The following is a 16081-nucleotide window of genomic DNA, read 5'->3' as shown; positions in this document are numbered from 1 at the left end:
TCGACAGGTGCCATCTGATCGTCGACCGCCACGGCACACCCCTCGCCGTCTCGCTGACCGGCGGAAACAGGCACGACGTCACCCGCTGTCGCCGCCGCCGGATGCGATCCCCCGCATCCGAGGACTCCGGGGGCGACCAAGCCATCGGCCGGGCCGGCTGTTCGCCGACCGCGGCTACGACTACGCCTACGCCTACGCCTACGCCTACGCCTACGCCTACGCCTACGACACATACCGCCGCATCCTCCGGGGCCGCGGCATCTCATCCAAGATCCCCCGACGCGGCGTCCCCACGGATCGGGCCTGGGCAAGAGCCGCTGGGTCCTGGAGCGGCGATCAGTCAGCCTGCGGCGTGCCGAGCCTCCATCGCGGCAATCACACCCTGCCGGGCCAGCCGCCGGGCCTGCTTGAGCTTCGAGTCGGCCAGCAGGAGGGGCGCGAACCAGATCCAGCCCCACACGCTGTAGGAGACGGTCCCGCTCAGCACCAGAGCCTTGTTCGTGGCGAGAACCAGCACGAAAGTGATGACGTAAGCGGCCACCCGGTGGCGGACCATGAGCCGGAGCGGGGCCTGCCACGGGCCGGCCAACAGCTCCAGCGCGGCCGCAACCTCCGCGGCACGCAGGTCCTCCGGATGCGCAGGCGCCTGGCCACCCCGCTCCAACGCTCCAGCAACATCAGCGCTGTGGGACGTCACCGCCGCTCGATCGGTCCGCGCGGCAGCCGTCCTCTCCCGTACGTCCTGCCAGTAGCCCCGCCCGGCCCAGTCGAGCGCGGCCTCCACCCGTACCGCCTCGGGCGACCCCGCAGGCGCGAGGCGCGCGATCCGCTCCTTGAGCCGGTCCACCCGAGCGACCCGCCCGGGATACGTCCACCCGTCGGCCCGCAGACACAGCTCCAGGTAGGAGACAAGCAGTCCGAGGTCGTCCGGCCACTGCGCCAGCCCAGTCTCGTAGGCCTTCTGCGCCTCGGCATCATGGTCGTCCTCGTCCTCCGCCGCGTGTGCGAGGCCGAGCCACCGGTAGAGCACCGGATCGGGCCCGAGTTCCCCCAGACCGGATTCGGCCGCCTTACGCGCCTCCGCGAACCCACCCACTGCGAAGAGCTCCTCGCAACGGTCGGCGTATTCGTCATGCGTCATGCATCCCGCCCCAGTCGATCAGGAGATCCACTTTCAGTCCTACGAACCCGCTGGTCAAGGGGCCGCCAGCAAGGAACCGGCGCACTGGTCTGAGGCAGAACTCGCGTGATCTGAGAATTCGCGTACCGCAGCGGGAACGCCTCGCTGATCATGCGGTGCATGGGTATGGATGAGGGACGTAGTCCGCCGGACGCGGTTGCGGTGGGTGGACATCACCGCCCGGGTCGGTGGCGGGGTTCAGTCGCCGACCGGCCGCCACCCGGCTGCTGCCCGTAGCGCCGTGGCTGCCCCCCACACCGTCAGCGCGAGGGCGCACAGCAGCGCGCCCGAGGTGAGGGACGCCAGGCCCAGGGGGTCGCTGGGGGCGACACTCCTGACCGGCGCGGCCAGCCACCAGGCCAAGCCGACCCCGGCGAGCGAGGCCAGGACTGCCGGGAGCAGGAGGGACCAGCCCGCGACCGCACCGTAGAGCCGCGTTCCGGGCGCTATCACGGACAGGGGCGCGAGTTCGCGTCCGAAGCGCAGGAAGTCTGTTGTCGCGCCGATGCCCGCGCTCAGACAGACGATGGTGATGCCGGCCGTGGACAGCAGACGCAGCCAGCCCGCCGCGATGGTCAGTTTGCCCAGGCCGCCGCCGTTGAGCACGTAATCGACTCTGGCGGTCATGGCGAGGTGGCGGTGGGCAACCCCGTTCAGCGTGGCCAGCGGAAGTTGCCGGCCGCCGGTGCCGAAGAGAACCAGCTCGCGTCCGGCATCGGCGGCCGCAGGTAGCTGCGCGATGTCGCCAGATCGCACCACGACCTCCATGCCGTCTGCTGCGCCGGCACCGCCGAGGTACTCCCGTAGACGTGGCCCGGATGTTGCCAAGGAGATCGGCTGCGGACGCACGTTGCAGGGAATGCGCAGCTCGCGCAGCGCGGGACAGTCGCCGACGAGTTCAACCCGGCCCCTGCCCTCTGTGTGCACCCGCACCGCGAGTGCGTGTACTTCCGGCGGCAGCGCGTCGTGGAACGCTTGCACCTTGGCGGGTTCTGCGTACGGGGCGACCCGCAGCACACTGGTGCCCAGCCGATGGCGCGAGTCGACTGCTCCCTGGCCTGCCGCGGTCAGGGACGCCGTCCACACCTGGATCTGAACGGCGATGCCGATGGCGATGACGAGGGCGGCGACCAGGCGAGTGACCGTGTGGGGCGCTGCGGCCATCCGCCGCCCGGCGAGGAGCAGGCCGGCGGCGCCCCTCCGGTAGCCGAGGGTCGCGAGATGCGGTCCCAGCAGGCTGACGCCCGTGCCGATGGCGCTGGGGAGGGTGACCAGGACGAGCAGGTACCCGGTGGCATAGAGGACCACGACTGTGTCGGGAGGCGCCAGGTCGACGACCCGGACCGTGAAGAGCAGCGCGACCGGGAACAGCCACAGGCTCCAGGTGGCTCTGCGGGTGTGGACTGCCGTCGGGCGGGTGGCCCGCGCGCGGCGGCGCGGTTGCGCGAGGACAGTCACGAGGAGGGTGGCGACCGGGACGGCTACCAGGATGCCTGCCAGCAGCGGGGCCACCGCACGTACGTCCCGGGCTGCCAGGATGAACGTCGTGGAAGGGAAGGGGATGTCCGTGAGGAGTGCGGGCAGCGTGGCCACCGCTCCTGCGGCCGCGCCCAGTGCAACCGGCCGGGCCGCCTCGCCGGCCGTGCAGCAGGCACGCGCGAACCAACTGCTGCCGAGTGCCGCGAGCAGCATGGTTCTGCGGTCCCGGGCAGCGGCTCCTGTGCGGACGGCAATGGTGACGAGCAGGGCCACGGGCAGGAGCACGAACCCGGCGTAGGCGGCGAGGAGTTCGCCCTTCCCGAAGTAGTGCAGGTGCTCGCCCAGGACGCCGGTACCGGTCGTCTCGCCGAAGCCGCTGATTCCTTGCATCACAGAGCGGTCCAGCATGGCTGCGGTGGGCCGGGTGTAGACCAGGAACTCGCCGGGAGCCTCCAGGCCGGCGGGGTCGATCACACCGGCGAGGCGGCCGTACTGCGCGGCCACCGCGTCTTCGCCGGAGGCGTCGAGCAGTGCACGGGATGCGAAGGCTTCGCCGGGCAGGGGCCAGCGTGGCAGGCCGGGTGGGGGCGTCAGCCGGTCCGTGAGCGGTTCGAGGTGGATGACGTCGTAGGCCAGGCCGTCGGCCTCGGCAGGATCCCATCTCCACAGGGCTCGCACCGGCTCGTCGGGGTAGGCGGCGGTCAGACGGGGAGAGCGTTCCAGAGTGCGTTGTGTGCGGCCGTCGAAGGAGGCGTCGGTGACCGCCAGTCCGCCGACGGCGAGGGTGAGCAGCGCGGTGGCCAGGGCCAGGGCCCAGGAACGGATGCGACCGGCTTCCGCACGGTGTGCGGTCGACGCACCGATCCTCCACAGCTGCGATGCGAGCCTGCCTGTGGTCATGAGCGGGCCCGGGAACGGGAGGTGGAGCGGGCACCGGGTAGCCAGTCGAGCGGCGCGGTGCGTTGTCGGCCTGTGGAGGTGTCGCGTGGTTGCGGTGGGGCGGTGGCGTCTTGCGGCACCAGGTGCCCGGCATCGAGGGTGACGCGCCGGTCGGCGCGCCGGGCCACTGCCTCGTCGTGGGTGACGAGCAGCAAGGCGCACCCTCGGGTGGCGGGGAGGGTGTGGAGGAGTTCGGTGACGGCGTGGCGGTGGGCGGGGTCGAGCGAGCCGGTGGGTTCGTCGGCCAGCAGCAGTGCCGGTTCGTTCATCAGAGCGCGGGCGACCGCAGTGCGCTGGCGTTCGCCGCCGGACAAGGTGTCCACGGGTCCGTTCACCGGGTGGACGCCGAGCTCGTCCAGCAGTTCCGTCGCGCGGCGGTCGGCCTCCTTGGGCCGCATGCCGCCGAGCAGGCCGGCCAGTGCCACGTTCTCCAACGGAGAGAGTTCGGGGAGGAGTTCACCGAACTGGAAGACCATGCCCATGTTGCGGCGCCGGTGCCGGGCGAGCGCACGTGGGGACATCGCGCCGAGGTCGGCGCCCGCGACCCGTACGGTGCCCTCGGCCGGGCGGATGAGGCCGAGGATGCTCATCAGGAGCGTGCTCTTCCCGCTGCCGCTCGGTCCGGTGACAGCCACGGACTCACCTGCCCGGATGCTCAGGGTGACGTCCTCGAAGAGCGTCCGGCCTGGCACGTGGCAGGTCAGCCTCTGGATGTCGAGTACCGGTGGGTCGTCTTGGCCTTGCACTGCGTGGTCTCCCCGTTCTTCTCGATGGGCGGCTGCGTACACTCCACGTCGGCGCCGGGAGGCGGCCTGTGCGAGAGGTCGCCTCCCGGCGTGCGACGAGCGGTTGTCAGGTCCTGCGGGGTGACGCCCCGGTAGGGCGCGGGCGTTCACGGGCCGCAGGGCGGCTTGCTCAGAAGGACTCCATACCGCCGCAGAGGTCGGGCAGGTTGTTGCGGACCTCGCAGGCCTGGCCGCGGAAGATGGTGGAGTGCTTGCCGCTCTCCACCGTGCCCGGGTTGCCGTCGTTGTCGGCCGGGCCCTCAGCGCCGGCCTTGTTCCACAGCGTGAGCTTGTCGGCCGGGTGGGCGTTGCGGTAGTACTCGGCCTTCACGGAGTTGCCGTCCGCCTCCAGGTCGCGGATGTTCATGACCGTGTCGGACTGTTCCGTCCACGCCTTGGCCCCGTAGTGCGTCTGCGACCAGGCGAAGGCCGGGGACGAACCGGCGATCGCCGCGAGAGCGAAGAGACCGACGGCGGCACGACGCATGCCCATCTTCATGGGAGCTCCATTTCCTTGACTGACACAGGGATCCCTACCGGACTCGGCGGGTCCCGCTCGAACGTGAATCATTGTGTGGAGCGGAGCCGGGCCGAGTCGTTGGCCAGGAGTCGACAGCGCCTTGACGATCCGTCTACTCGCCACCCCCGGTGGTGGTGGGCGTCGTCCTGCGGTAGGCGGTGGGGGTCATCGCGTAGGCGTCGCGGAACGCGCGGCTGAAGGCAGCCGGGTGACTGAAGCCACGGCGTGCGGCGATCCCGTTCACGGGCATCTCCCGCAGCAGCGGGTCGAGCAGGTCACGACGCGCGTGCTCCAGACGCTGACGCAGCAGAGCCCTCCCGACCGTGGTGCCGTCCCCCTCCTGCTGGAACAGCCGGTGGAGGTAGCTGACCGAGATGTGGTGCGCGGCAGCAATCGAGGGGACATCCAGCCGGGAGTCGTCGGCGTTCTCCCGGATGAAGGTCCTGATACTGAGAGCCAGTGTCCGCCGGTGCGTCTCGTACGGCAGACTGCGCTCTGCGTCGAGGGAACCAGCAAAGACCGCGGCCACCAGATCAGCCAGAACGGTCCGTAAACGGGGTGCCTCGGATGGCCGGTACGACCTGCTGTCCGCCACCATCCGGGTCAGGAACTGCGCCAGCAGCGCCCCCGTCCCCTCTCGTGCCGACAACCTCCCACCGATCACTCGGTCGGCTTCCCGCGCGGGCAGGGGCAGCAGCGCCTTGGGTATCTCCACGCCGATGAAGCGGAGGGGCTCACGCCCGGTTTGGATCTCCCAGACCCTGGAAGTGTCGCTGGTGTGCAGGTCGTACGCGCGGTGCGTACGGGTCTCTTTGCCGAGGGTGACGTGTCCTTCCCCGCGCTGGATGAGGGACAGGTGGTACGCCTCGGGATCAGCCTTCCGGATGAGCTTCGCGGTGCGACGGAAGACAAGGGGTTGGCATTCCGCCGGGTAGACCGCTACCTCCCCCAGAGAAATGACGCGCTGGTTCACTAGGAATTCAGTAGCATAGTCGCTTTCCATTTCCATCGGTGCGTGCGTCTCGGCCATGAGGGCCGCGAAACAGTCGAATCGGTCACCGGGTGCCAATTCTTCACTGCGGAAGGATCTCTCGGGCAACATGGCCATGGGTTTACAGCGGCACGAACAGCAGGCGCAAGTGACTCTGGCGGCGCCGAGCGGTGTCGGTGCCCTTCTTCACGTTCCCGGTCTCGTCGACCACCAGTACCGTCTGGTCGTCGTGCAGGTGGTCCACCACTCTTGCGCGGCCGGGCCGACAGCAGTCCGAGCACAACTTCCGGATGCGGTAACGGGGTTCGTCCCCGTGTGACCCGTTCCCGCTATCCGACTCATCAGACCCTCGAACGCCTCCTGCCAGCGGGCAGGGCCTACGCTGTGGCCTGCGGCCACAGCGTGATCGTTTGTCTTCACGCCGATGATCAACGGGTGGCCACACCCGTCTCCGGGCGCGCCGGCGTCGCGCAGCGTCCGGCCGCCGTTCCTGTGTCAGGAGGACATGTGCAACGTGGCGAAGTCTGGTGGGTGGAGTTCGACGAGCCGCGGCCGGTCGTGCTGTTGTCGGGAGACGACGCGTCCGGGATCCGGGTCATGCAGGTCGTCGCTCGGGCGGGTGTCGACATCACCGGTCTGGGCGTCGAAGTGGCAGTAGGCGCCGTGGAAGGCCTGCCCTTTGAAGGCGTGCTGCGGTTCGCGTTGCCGCGCCCGGGCCTCACCCCTTGCACGTGGCTGACCACCGTGTCCCGGGACGACCTGATCGAGCGAGCGGGTGTTCTGTCCCCCGCGAAACTCAGCGAGATCGACAACGCCCTCCGTCTCGGTGAACAGGCGAAGGAGTGGACCCCGGCGACGACCGCGAAGCTCAGTGAGATGAGGAACGCCCTCCGACTCGGTGGACTCGGTTAGGCGGAGAAGGAACGGACGCCCGCGACGGCGTGGTCGATCCCGTCCAGATGATCGACGCTGCCGGCTACCCGCCGAGAGGCCGCCGGGCGGGCCGGGGCTCCACTGGGGTGGAGCACGGTTCGGCGATCCATTGGCCGGTGACGGCGCGTTCGGCGGCGGTCCGGGCCCGCGGGTCACGGGCAGCCGGCTCGAGGACATCAGGGCCAGAGCCAAGGGCCCTGCGGCTTGCACTACTCACGCCAACTCTCTCCCCCGCACCGATTCCACTCGGAGCAGCCGGGGGTGCGACCTGGTACGTGGACGCCAGTACCCGGAGCGGCTCGGCAGGCAGGCCGCCTTCGGCCGGTAGGGAAGAGCCTTGAGGGGTTCCGTCGGTGTTGTAGGTGTCGCTGTAGACGTAAGTGCCGGTCAGGTCGCCCTGGGAGTCCGGGACGGTGTACGCCGTCCTCAGGGGCCGGTCGAAGTCGTCGACGAACTGGGTGACGGTGGCGAAGTACTCGGCCGGTGAGGTGTATCGCCGCTTGGCTTACTGATGGTTTCGGAATGAGATCCGGAGGCAGCGAAGGCATACACGGTGCATTCTGTTGGGGCGGAGGCCTGTCCAGCCTGCCCAAAGCTTCGTCTCACGGACCGCCCTACGACGGCCGGCAGCCCAACGAACTTGACCGTCCGGCCTGGGTGCCGTGCATAGTGTGCTCATGGATCGATTCGTGGGTCAGGCCAGCCTCGAATGGTGGGCCAATCGCGAGATCTGCCTTGAGAAGTACGGCATCGATATCACAGTCGCTGTCGACGAGGTCGGTACGTGGCAGGCAACCGGTCGCCATGCCCATCTCCTCGACACGACCCAGCGGGAGGGCTGGGACTTCCTGATGGAGATGGACCCCCACTTCTCCGTTGTGTTTCCCGGCGAGGACAACGAGGAGAACAGCGGGGTGTTGGTGAGAGTCTTCGAAGCGGCGGATGGCTGCCTCACGCTCATGGAGGTGCCAAACGGGCACGGTTCGGTGCACATCACCTTCGACCTCACCTGAGCTCAGCCCCAAGGGCACGAGCCGACATTGCCGCCCTGCCGCCGGCTCCGGCATGTTGCCCCACGTTGATCTTTTTGAAGGAAGTTCGCAGGCGGCGGAGGCATATGAGGCTGCAGGCCAGTTCGAGCAGGCCTTGAGCAGATCCGCGCGTCTGCTTACCGGATCCTGGACGTGGCGGGCGGCGCGCCCGTCGACATCGACACCAGCTCTGCCGGCCCGGGCGCGCCCCTCTGGAAGCTCGCTGGGGACACGATCATGATGGTGCGGTAGGACGGGTCACGGCGCGAAAGCCTGCACCTCGTCTCCAAGCCCGCAGGCACGGCCGTGCACCTTCCCGCCGACGCGGCCATAGGGAAGATTGAGTACTCCCCGGCCGGCGCCCTCGCCGATGCAGTAACGGAACACGGTCGACCGCACGATTGGGAAGCACCTGGCCGTCGTGGACCTCAAGGACGCGAAGGTTGTCGAGGACCGGGCCGTACCCCCCTCTTGATCCCAACTCCGGCATCGCGGTCTCGGCCACTCACCTGGCATCCGCTTCGCCCAAGCCGGGACCGTCGGCCCGTCGTAGCCGCGCTGGGGGTACCAGCTCGTCTAGGACAGCACCGCCCGCCGCGGCGGGCCTTCCAGTTGTTCACCGCCGAGCGGGGGGCGATCGGAGCTGACCCGTGCTCAGTCGCTCGCGCTGTCGTCAGGAGCGCGCCAGCCGGGCTGCGAGATAGGGCGCGGTGGCGCTGCCCCGGGCCTTCGCCACCTTGGCCGGCGGGCCCGCCGCGACCACCCGCCCGCCCGCGTCGCCGCCGCCCGGGCCGAGGTCGATGACCCAGTCGGCGGTGGCGATCGTGTCCAGGTCGTGTTCTACAAGGACGACCGTGTTGCCGGCGTCGACGAGGCGGTGCAGCTGTCGCAGCAGGAGCGCGATGTCCGAGGGGTGCAGACCCGCCGTCGGCTCGTCGAGCAGGTAGAGGGCGTGCCCGCGGCGGGCTCGTTGCAGTTCGGTGGCCAGTTTGATGCGTTGCGCCTCACCTCCGCTGAGTTCCGTTGCGGGCTGGCCCAGCCGCAGGTACCCCAGTCCCACCTCGCGCAACGTCTCCAGACTGCGGGAGGCGGCGGGAATGGCGGACAGGAACTCGGCGGCGTTGTCGACGGACAGCGCCAGAACTTCCGCGATGTTCTTGCCGCGGTAGGTGACTTCCAGCGTTTCGGCGTTGTACCGGGCGCCTTCGCAGGTCGGGCAGGGCGCGTATGTGCCGGGCAGGAACAGCAGTTCCACCGCGACGAATCCTTCGCCCTGGCAAGTCTCGCACCGTCCCTCGGGCACGTTGAAGGAGAACCGCCCGGCCGAGTAGCCTCGTGCCCTGGCTTCGTCCGTCGCCGCGTACAGCTTGCGCACCGCGTCGAACATCCCGGTGTACGTGGCGAGGTTGGATCGGGGCGTTCGGCCGATGGGCCGTTGGTCAACCCGGACCAGCCGGTCGAACGACTCGACCCCCGACGCGTTCTGGACGTCGACCTCCAGCTGCGCTTCGGCGGGCTCCTCGGGTACGAGTCCGAGGTGGCCGCGGACGACCTCGGCGAGCACCTGCGTCACCAACGTCGACTTCCCGGAACCGGACACGCCCGTCACCGCCGTCAGTACACAGAGCGGCACGTCGACGGACACGTCGTGCAGATTGTGCCGGGAGACACCGCGCAGGTGCAGCCAGCCGTGCGGTGCGCGCGGGCGCCGATCGAGCGGCTGGACGCGCCCGAACAGGTACTGGCCCGTGGCCGACTCCCCGACCCGCTCGAGACCGGCGACCGGGCCGCTGTACAGCACGCATCCGCCGCCCTCACCCGCGCCGGGACCGATGTCGACCACCCAGTCCGCCCGCCGTACCACGTCCATGTCGTGTTCTACGACGAACAGCGAGTTGCCCGCCGCCTTGAGGCGATCCAGCACCTCCAGCAGCGGTTCCGCGTCAGCGGGGTGCAGCCCCGCGGAGGGTTCGTCGAGGACGTAGACCACGCCGAACAGCCCCGAGCGCAGCTGGGTGGCGATCCTCAGGCGCTGCGCCTCGCCCGGCGACAGGGTCGTCGAGCGGCGCCCGAGGCTGAGATATCCCAGGCCCAGGTCGAGCAGTACCTCGATTCGCGCGACGAGGTCGCCGCAGATCCGGACCGCGACCTCGGTCGTCTCCCCCGATCGGGCGGTCGACGTGGTGGCGTCGGCCTCGGACCGCGCCGCGACGGGCCGCAGCAGCGCCACGACCTTGGTGAGCGGCATCGCGTTGATCTCGGCGATGGAACGTCCGGCGAAGGTCACGGCGAGCGCTTCGGGCCGCAGCCCGCTGCCCTGACACGCGGGGCAGGGCACACTCATGACGAACCGCAGCGCCCGCTCGCGCGTCTTCTCGCTCTTGGAGTCCGCGAGGACGTGCATGACGTGCTTGCGGGCGCTCCAGAACTTCCCCTGGTAGCCGTAGTCGACGCGGCCCTCCTCCGGCTCGACGTATACGGAGGGCTGCTCGTCGGTGTACAGCAGCCATTCCCGGTCCTTCTTCCTCAGCCTGCGCCACGGTCGGTCGATGTCGATTCCCAGGCCGCTCACGACACTGCGCAGGTTGGCGCCCTGCCAGGCGCCCGGCCAGGCGGCGATGGCTCCCTCGCGGATGCTCAGTGAGGGGTCCGGGACGAGCAGGTCTTCGGTGACGTCGTGCACGGCGCCCAGCCCGTGGCACTCCGGGCACGCTCCGGCCGCCGTGTTGGGGGAGAAGGACTCGGCTTCGAGCCGTGCGGCCCGGGGCGGATAGGTGCCGGCGCGGGAGTACAGCATGCGCAACAGATTCGACAGCGTGGTGAGGGTTCCGACCGTCGAGCGCGAGCTGGGCGCCCCACGTCGCTGCTGCAGTGCCACGGCCGGCGGCAGCCCCGTGATCTCCTGCACGTGCGGTGCGCCGACCTGCTGCAACAACCTTCGGGCGTACGGTGCCACGGATTCGAAGTAGCGCCGCTGGGCCTCCGCGTAGAGCGTGCCGAACGCGAGCGAGGACTTACCCGAACCGGAGACACCGGTGAAGGCGACGAGCGCGTTCCGCGGAACGTCGACATCGATGTTCCGCAGGTTGTTCTCGCCGGCGCCCCGGACATGCACGAAAGGGTCGGTCGCGTCCTCGTTCACCCTTCCTGACTACCTGATTACACCGCGAACCGCGCGACGGGCGCCGTCACCGGTCCCCGTTCTTGGGGCCATTCGCGAGTGCTTGACCGTGGATGTGCCGGCCGGGGCCCCGAGCTCCTGCTCGTGATGGCGCACGCAACCGTGTGGCCCGGTGGTGGGACAGGCTGCTGCACGCGCAGATCCGGCCGGACCGCCTGTGCCTGCCGGCCGGAGCCAGCGTGTCACGCGGCGTCGGCGCTACGGCGCTACCTCGGCGGGCATCCTGTGGCCACGTGCGATGGCGAGGGCAGCCGGTGTCAAGGAGTCATGCGGGTGTCGTGTCGTGCCGTGTCATGTCGTCGCAAGACATTAGGGTCGTGACTCTTCTGGCGGAACCGGAAATGTACCGACGGTTCCTCCACGAGGACGCTGAGATGCGCGCGCGTCCTGGACGCGCCGAAGGCCTGGGGTCACGAAACCAGCGATGCGGACAACGCGGCCGACATCGCAGCCCGTGAACGATACGCCCGCCTTATGGCCGAACGCGCGTCGTCGGAAGACGACTGGACAAGTGGATGCAGCGAAGACCCGCCGTTCTAGCTACCGACCCCAGCCTGTCCTCACCACGCGCTGAAAACCGATCGTGTCCGGACCACCTCGGCAGGTGGCTGAAGGAGACCAGGCGGGCTGCAGTCGTCATCCCCTGGATCTTCCCGGGCGCCCGCCGGGACTGACCGACAACGAACGTCCTGCCCAGTAAAGCGGGACCGCCAGGGCGTCTGTCGGATCCCGTGGTCGTCTGCGCTGAGGTCAGCAGTCCTCTGCACGCCCGCTGTGGGGCTCATCGAGTCGAATTCCTCGTCAGGCGTGACGGTGCCCCTCCGGGGCGACGGCGAGTGCCTGCTTGTGTGACAGTGCGATCCGGCGCCGGGTGGGATCGACGTCGAGGATCTTGACGGTGAGTGATGCGCCGACCTGAACGACGTCTTCGGGCCTTTCCACGTGCTCGTCAGCCAGTTCGGGGTTGTGGACCAGTCCCTCGAAACCTTCCTCGGAGTCCTCGATACGGACGAAGGCGCCGAACGGTACGAGCTTCGTGACGGGGCCGGTGACGATCTGACCGACCTGCCGCGCGAGATCCAGCATCGGATCCGGCTGCAGTGCCTTCAGCGATAGCGGCACACGCTCCCGCACCATGTCGACGTCGAGGACTTCGGCGGTGATCTCCTGGCCGACGCTGACGACGTCGGACGGGTGGTTGATGTGCCGCCAGGACAGCTCCGGAATGTTGATCATCGCGGTGAAGCCGCCGATGTCCACGAAGGTGACGCCGAAGGCTGCGATGGTCGTCACCAAGCCGGTGACGACCTGGCCGCGTCGCAGGGTTTTCAGGAAGGCCCATTCCCGGTCGCTGGCGTCGGTTCGGTCTGCCAGCGTGCTCGCAGGACACCGTCGCTGTCCGGCAGCACAGCGGTGAACAGGGGGAGAGCTTCACCGGCGTCCATGGATACGACGGCGGCGGCACGCGCGCCGGCGGGCTGGGAGGTCACTGCTTCGAACCGGGTCTCGTCCCAGACCATGCTCGTGATCTGTCCGTCCTCGTCCTCCCAGATGACCTCCACCGGGCCTTCGTCGGGCAGAGCCGCCACGGCCGTGTCGACGTCGGTGAGCAGGTCCGGCCAGACCGCCAGCTGGGAGCGTGGGGCCAACCGAGAGCGCACGGTCTCGATGGAGTCGCAGGTCAGGCGGTGCCACCGGGAGGCGTTCGCGGCGTAGGTCTCCTCCAGGTATGTGACGCGGTGGGCGCTGACGGTCCAGCGCAGGCGACCCCAGAAGTCGGCGTCGGCCGGGCGCTGCTCGTGCTGTGGGTCGTCGGGGGCGAAGTCGTACGGCGATGCGTTCAGTCGTTCGGGGAACAGGCCGCGCGCACGGGTGCGTGTCAGCGCTTCTTCGCAGAGCAGGTTGCTGCCGACGTAGAGGTACTGGTCCCAGCCGACGTGCACCGTGAACGCTCCCTCCGCCTCCAGACGGCACCAGGCGCCGTGGTCGCGGAGCATGGCCCGGACGAGTTCCAGACCGACGCCGATGCGCACCAGCGCACCGTCGTGAAACCCGGCGGGGTCGGCGGGGTCGGCGGGAATGAGGCGAGCCAAACCGTAGCCATCGACCGGTGGTTCCAGGCCGAAGTGGGCGAAACGGCCGAGCTGCGGCTCACGGATCGCCAGCTGGTCGACGCCGCATTCCTCGGCGAAGGCGGCGACGGCCTCCAGATAGGCGGCTTCGACCGGTCCGTGGTCGCTGGTCGCTGGCTCAGTGCCGGCGTAGTGGCCGTACTGGTCGCGGTCGACGGGGTCGTACTTGGTGACCCGGTAGACGTAGGGCATCACGTCACGGCCCACCAGCGGTACAAGGCGCGGATGCGTTCTGATGGCGCTCAAGGACGCGGTAGACGGTGGCGCGGCTGACGGAGAGGAGCTCGTCGAGGTCGGCGGTGGTGTGCTCGCCGGACTGGTGCTGCTGGACCAGGTGGCTCTGCTGGCGGGCGGTGAGCGTGGGCTGCTTCTCCTTGAGTTTGCCCTTGGCCCGCGCCACCGCCATGCTTTCACGGGTGGCGCGTGCGCAGGAGGTCGATCTCGAACTCGGCGAAGGTGGCCGGGATGTTGAAGAACATCTTGCCCATCGGGTCGGCGGGGTCGTTGAGGGTGCCGCCGAGCGAAAGCTTGACTCCGCAGGCAGGGAGCAAGTCGTCGATATCGCGGGCGTCGGGCACCGAACGCGCGAGGCGGCGCAGCTTGGGAACAAGCAGGGTGTCGCCTGCTTCAGGCGGTTGAAGCAGCGTTCCACGACGTTGCGGTGCTTGTAGGCCTCGCGGTCGAAGCTTGGCGGGCGGCCTCCGCGGCTGCCCCGCCGGGCCCGGTTGCGAACCTGATCGGCCCTCTCGGGAATCGTGTGCGGTATGCCGCGGCGGCGGAGCCAGGCGCGGATCGCTTTCGAGCTGTAGCCCTTGTCGCCCAGGACGTGATCGGGCCGGACCCGGGGCCGTCCCGGTCCGATCCGGGGCACTCGGATCGCTCCATCACCGCGGTGAACCGGGTGCAGTCGTTGGTGTTGCCACCCGTGACGACGAAGGAGAGCGGCCGGCCCCGCCCGTCGCAGGCCAGGTGGATCTTGCTGGTCAGCCCGCCTCTGGACCGGCCGAGCGCCGGGTCGCGGAGCCTCCTTCTCGGGCCCCCGCCGCATGTTGCTGGGCTCGGACGACCGTGGAGTCGACCAACACCAGCCAGTCGATGTCGCCCGCCGCGTCCGCTGTGGCCTGGGCGCCCGGAGCATCCGGTCGAAGGTGCCGTCCGCCGCCCACCTGCGGAAACGCGTGTGGAGCGTGGCCCACGGACCATAACGCTCGGGCACGTCCCGCCAGGCCGTCCCGGTCCGGAACTTCCACACGATCCCGTTCAGGACCCTGCGGTCATCCAGCCGCTTGCGTCCCCGCAACGATTCCGGCAGCAGCGGCCGGACGAACTCGCACTCGGCGTCGGACAGTTCATGGCGACGTATCACGACACCATCATCCACCAGCGGTGATCATTTGAAGACATTGCCTAGGCCGTTTCCTTCGGATCACGAAGCGGGGCCTCGTCCTGAGCCTGGAGGGGGTGATCGGTACAGCTAGCCTGGCGGCATGTCCATCTCATGGCGGACCAGCGCCGCAGTGTTCGAGCAGTTACTGGGCCGGCATGGCGTCACCGCTGGTGCCTGCATCATGGAGGCGGCGTGGGCTGCCTTTGAGGAGTTCGTGCAGGTACCGCTCGAGGGCATTGAGGGGCCTGAGGACGACGGGGACGGCTTCATCGTTGAGTGGGGCGTCTGGGACTGGACCCAGAACCAGCCCGCGCTGTCTCTTGGGCGACTGCTAGCGGTCAACGAGGACGGCGATCGGCAGGATCAGCACTGGCAGCCCCAGTACTGGAAGGTGGCGTTCCAGGCATGCTTCGCCGAGGACCCAGCCTGGGCGGACCTGCGCATCAACGGTGCCGGAGATAGCGGCTTCGATCACGCTGCCATCGGTGAGCCCAGAGCGGATGCGCTCGCGCAGACACGCCATTTCATCGACCAGGACCCGCTCCTCAGCGCGATGTGGCGGTCCGCTCCGATCGACATCGAAGTCACACTCGACCGGGCAGATTAGCCGCACCTCCGGATCATCTGTCCGACGAGATGAGGATCCCTGCAAGGTGAAGGCCGGCCAGGTAGATGGTGGCGGTCTTGTCGTATCGGGTGGCAAGGCAGCGCCACTGCTTGAGCTTGTTGATGCACCGCTCGACCGTGTTGCGTTGCTTGTATGCCTCGAGGTCGAAGGCCGGTGGCCTGCCGCCGCGGGCTGCCCAGGCGTTTGGCGGTTCGCGGTTTGGTCGGCGGGCGGGCTGCGGGATCACGGCCCGGATGCGGCACTGACGGAGATGACTGCGGATCGCCCGAGACGTATAAGCCTTGCGGCCAGGACCAACTCCGGGGTGATCCTGGTGCGGCCGATCGGCCGCACCCTCTACTCGGTTCCTTGGAAGCTCATCGGCTGCCGCGTCGATGTCCGCTCCACCGCCACATGGTCCAGGTCTTCCACGATGGACAGCTCGTCAAGACGCATGCAGCCCTTGACCAGGGAAAATGCACTGATAAGAGCGATGCGCACGCCGGTCTGGTGTCGCGGCCAGGCGTCCGAGGTCGGCGACGCCTGCGGCGACGTCGTCGACCAGCTGTTGGAGGTCAACGTGCTCTATCAGCTCCGCGCGGCCCAGGGGTGCTCGGTCTGCGGAAGAAGTACGGCGACACGCGACTGGAGGCCGCTTGCGCCGGGACCATCGCGGTCGGCGACCCGTCCTACCGCACGATCAAGGGCATCCTCATCGCCGGCACCGAGACCGATCCCGAGCCCGACACCAGCGGAGATGCGGGGGCTGCGGCCGTCCTCCACGATCCCGCCCGGCTCTTCGCCACCGTCGCGGCCCCCGACACGACGGACGACATCCACGACGACCAGGTGCACGACGAAGCCGAGGTGGAAGCCCGATGACCCTGATGGACGGCGCCCTGCGGAAGTCGCTCAA

At 69.0% G+C, this 16081-nt stretch carries 15 protein-coding genes and 4 pseudogenes; 5 read left to right on the top strand and 14 right to left on the bottom strand.

What is annotated here, in order from left to right; all coding sequences use genetic code 11:
- Positions 1–11 precede the first annotated feature (11 nt).
- Positions 12–333, top strand: a pseudogene (locus tag ACIP84_RS16020) (transposase); the annotation flags it as partial.
- Between the two features lie 7 nt (positions 334–340).
- Here the strand turns inward: ACIP84_RS16020 and ACIP84_RS16015 are convergent.
- The 6 genes from ACIP84_RS16015 to ACIP84_RS15990 all read right to left on the bottom strand — a co-directional run bounded on the left by ACIP84_RS16015 (position 341) and on the right by ACIP84_RS15990 (position 6138).
- Positions 341–1141 (bottom strand): hypothetical protein, encoded by an 801-nt coding sequence (locus ACIP84_RS16015; protein ID WP_355967417.1) that lies wholly within the window; start codon positions 1139–1141, stop codon positions 341–343.
- A gap of 237 nt (positions 1142–1378) precedes the next feature.
- Positions 1379–3559, bottom strand: coding sequence for a hypothetical protein (locus tag ACIP84_RS16010; protein ID WP_401798284.1), 2181 nt, complete (start codon positions 3557–3559; stop codon positions 1379–1381).
- On the bottom strand, positions 3556–4233 hold the full coding sequence (locus tag ACIP84_RS16005; RefSeq protein WP_401798283.1) for an ABC transporter ATP-binding protein: 678 nt from the start codon (positions 4231–4233) through the stop codon (positions 3556–3558). Before ACIP84_RS16005 ends, ACIP84_RS16010 begins: the two co-directional genes overlap by 4 nt.
- A 280-nt stretch (positions 4234–4513) precedes the next feature.
- Positions 4514–4882, bottom strand: a complete 369-nt coding sequence (locus tag ACIP84_RS16000) for a hypothetical protein (protein WP_030326431.1) — start codon at positions 4880–4882, stop codon at positions 4514–4516.
- A gap of 133 nt (positions 4883–5015) precedes the next feature.
- Positions 5016–6011 (bottom strand): AraC family transcriptional regulator, encoded by a 996-nt coding sequence (locus tag ACIP84_RS15995; RefSeq protein WP_401798282.1) that lies wholly within the window; start codon positions 6009–6011, stop codon positions 5016–5018.
- A 4-nt stretch (positions 6012–6015) separates the two neighbouring features.
- The gene (locus ACIP84_RS15990; protein ID WP_401798281.1) at positions 6016–6138 is read right to left on the bottom strand and encodes a hypothetical protein; all 123 of its coding nucleotides are present in this window, start codon (positions 6136–6138) and stop codon (positions 6016–6018) included.
- Between the two features lie 263 nt (positions 6139–6401).
- Between ACIP84_RS15990 and ACIP84_RS15985 the strand changes: the two genes are divergently transcribed.
- Both ACIP84_RS15985 and ACIP84_RS15980 read left to right on the top strand, forming a co-directional pair.
- Positions 6402–6806, top strand: a complete 405-nt coding sequence (locus ACIP84_RS15985; protein ID WP_401798370.1) for a type II toxin-antitoxin system PemK/MazF family toxin — start codon at positions 6402–6404, stop codon at positions 6804–6806.
- A 698-nt stretch (positions 6807–7504) separates the two neighbouring features.
- Positions 7505–7840 (top strand): hypothetical protein, encoded by a 336-nt coding sequence (locus ACIP84_RS15980; protein ID WP_401798280.1) that lies wholly within the window; start codon positions 7505–7507, stop codon positions 7838–7840.
- A gap of 691 nt (positions 7841–8531) precedes the next feature.
- On the opposite strand, the gene uvrA is transcribed toward ACIP84_RS15980, so the two are convergent.
- From uvrA to ACIP84_RS15950, 6 genes and pseudogenes are all read right to left on the bottom strand, one after another.
- Positions 8532–11000 carry an excinuclease ABC subunit UvrA gene (uvrA, locus tag ACIP84_RS15975; RefSeq protein ID WP_401798279.1) on the bottom strand — a complete coding sequence of 823 codons (2469 nt, stop codon included), beginning with the start codon at positions 10998–11000 and terminating at the stop codon, positions 8532–8534.
- 876 nt (positions 11001–11876) lie between these two features.
- A pseudogene (locus ACIP84_RS15970) lies at positions 11877–12392 on the bottom strand (S1 RNA-binding domain-containing protein); the annotation flags it as partial.
- On the bottom strand, positions 12368–13363 hold the full coding sequence (locus ACIP84_RS15965; protein ID WP_401798369.1) for an RNA-binding protein: 996 nt from the start codon (positions 13361–13363) through the stop codon (positions 12368–12370). The pseudogene ACIP84_RS15970 and the gene ACIP84_RS15965, both read right to left, overlap by 25 nt.
- Positions 13364–13367: 4 nt before the next feature.
- On the bottom strand, positions 13368–13577 hold the full coding sequence (locus ACIP84_RS15960; RefSeq protein WP_401798379.1) for a hypothetical protein: 210 nt from the start codon (positions 13575–13577) through the stop codon (positions 13368–13370).
- 4 nt (positions 13578–13581) lie between these two features.
- Positions 13582–13749: a hypothetical protein gene (locus tag ACIP84_RS15955; RefSeq protein WP_401798368.1), complete on the bottom strand. Its 168-nt coding sequence runs from the start codon at positions 13747–13749 to the stop codon at positions 13582–13584.
- A gap of 44 nt (positions 13750–13793) precedes the next feature.
- Positions 13794–14537: pseudogene (locus ACIP84_RS15950) on the bottom strand (IS5 family transposase); the annotation flags it as partial.
- A gap of 121 nt (positions 14538–14658) precedes the next feature.
- Between ACIP84_RS15950 and ACIP84_RS15945 the strand changes: the two are divergent.
- Positions 14659–15165, top strand: a complete 507-nt coding sequence (locus ACIP84_RS15945; RefSeq protein ID WP_401798278.1) for a hypothetical protein — start codon at positions 14659–14661, stop codon at positions 15163–15165.
- Between the two features lie 13 nt (positions 15166–15178).
- Here the strand turns inward: ACIP84_RS15945 and ACIP84_RS15940 are convergent.
- Together ACIP84_RS15940 and ACIP84_RS15935 are read right to left on the bottom strand one after the other, a co-directional pair.
- Positions 15179–15510, bottom strand: a pseudogene (locus tag ACIP84_RS15940) (transposase); the annotation flags it as partial.
- Between the two features lie 12 nt (positions 15511–15522).
- Positions 15523–15744 carry a hypothetical protein gene (locus ACIP84_RS15935; protein ID WP_401798277.1) on the bottom strand — a complete coding sequence of 74 codons (222 nt, stop codon included), beginning with the start codon at positions 15742–15744 and terminating at the stop codon, positions 15523–15525.
- A 30-nt stretch (positions 15745–15774) separates the two neighbouring features.
- On the opposite strand from ACIP84_RS15935, the gene ACIP84_RS15930 reads away from it, so the two are divergent.
- The gene (locus ACIP84_RS15930) at positions 15775–16047 is read left to right on the top strand and encodes a hypothetical protein (RefSeq protein ID WP_401798276.1); all 273 of its coding nucleotides are present in this window, start codon (positions 15775–15777) and stop codon (positions 16045–16047) included.
- Positions 16048–16081: the final 34 nt, after the last annotated feature.

It is taken from the genome of Streptomyces sp. NPDC088707, assembly GCF_044752725.1.
Classification (GTDB): domain Bacteria; phylum Actinomycetota; class Actinomycetes; order Streptomycetales; family Streptomycetaceae; genus Streptomyces.
The sequence above is the reverse complement of the archived record's forward strand: the minus strand, read 5'-3'. Positions and strand labels throughout refer to the sequence as shown.

Bases quoted from the DNA above. Each gene is read 5' to 3' on its own strand.
- ACIP84_RS16015 (WP_355967417.1), bottom strand. From the start codon at position 1,141: ATGACGCATGACGAATACGCCGACCGTTGCGAGGAGCTCTTCGCAGTG.
- ACIP84_RS16010 (WP_401798284.1), bottom strand. From the start codon at position 3,559: ATGACCACAGGCAGGCTCGCATCGCAGCTGTGGAGGATCGGTGCGTCG.
- ACIP84_RS16000 (WP_030326431.1), bottom strand. From the start codon at position 4,882: ATGAAGATGGGCATGCGTCGTGCCGCCGTCGGTCTCTTCGCTCTCGCG.
- ACIP84_RS15995 (WP_401798282.1), bottom strand. From the start codon at position 6,011: ATGGCCATGTTGCCCGAGAGATCCTTCCGCAGTGAAGAATTGGCACCC.
- ACIP84_RS15980 (WP_401798280.1), top strand. From the start codon at position 7,505: ATGGATCGATTCGTGGGTCAGGCCAGCCTCGAATGGTGGGCCAATCGC.
- ACIP84_RS15965 (WP_401798369.1), bottom strand. From the start codon at position 13,363: ATGCCCTACGTCTACCGGGTCACCAAGTACGACCCCGTCGACCGCGAC.
- ACIP84_RS15960 (WP_401798379.1), bottom strand. From the start codon at position 13,577: ATGGCGGTGGCGCGGGCCAAGGGCAAACTCAAGGAGAAGCAGCCCACG.
- ACIP84_RS15945 (WP_401798278.1), top strand. From the start codon at position 14,659: ATGTCCATCTCATGGCGGACCAGCGCCGCAGTGTTCGAGCAGTTACTG.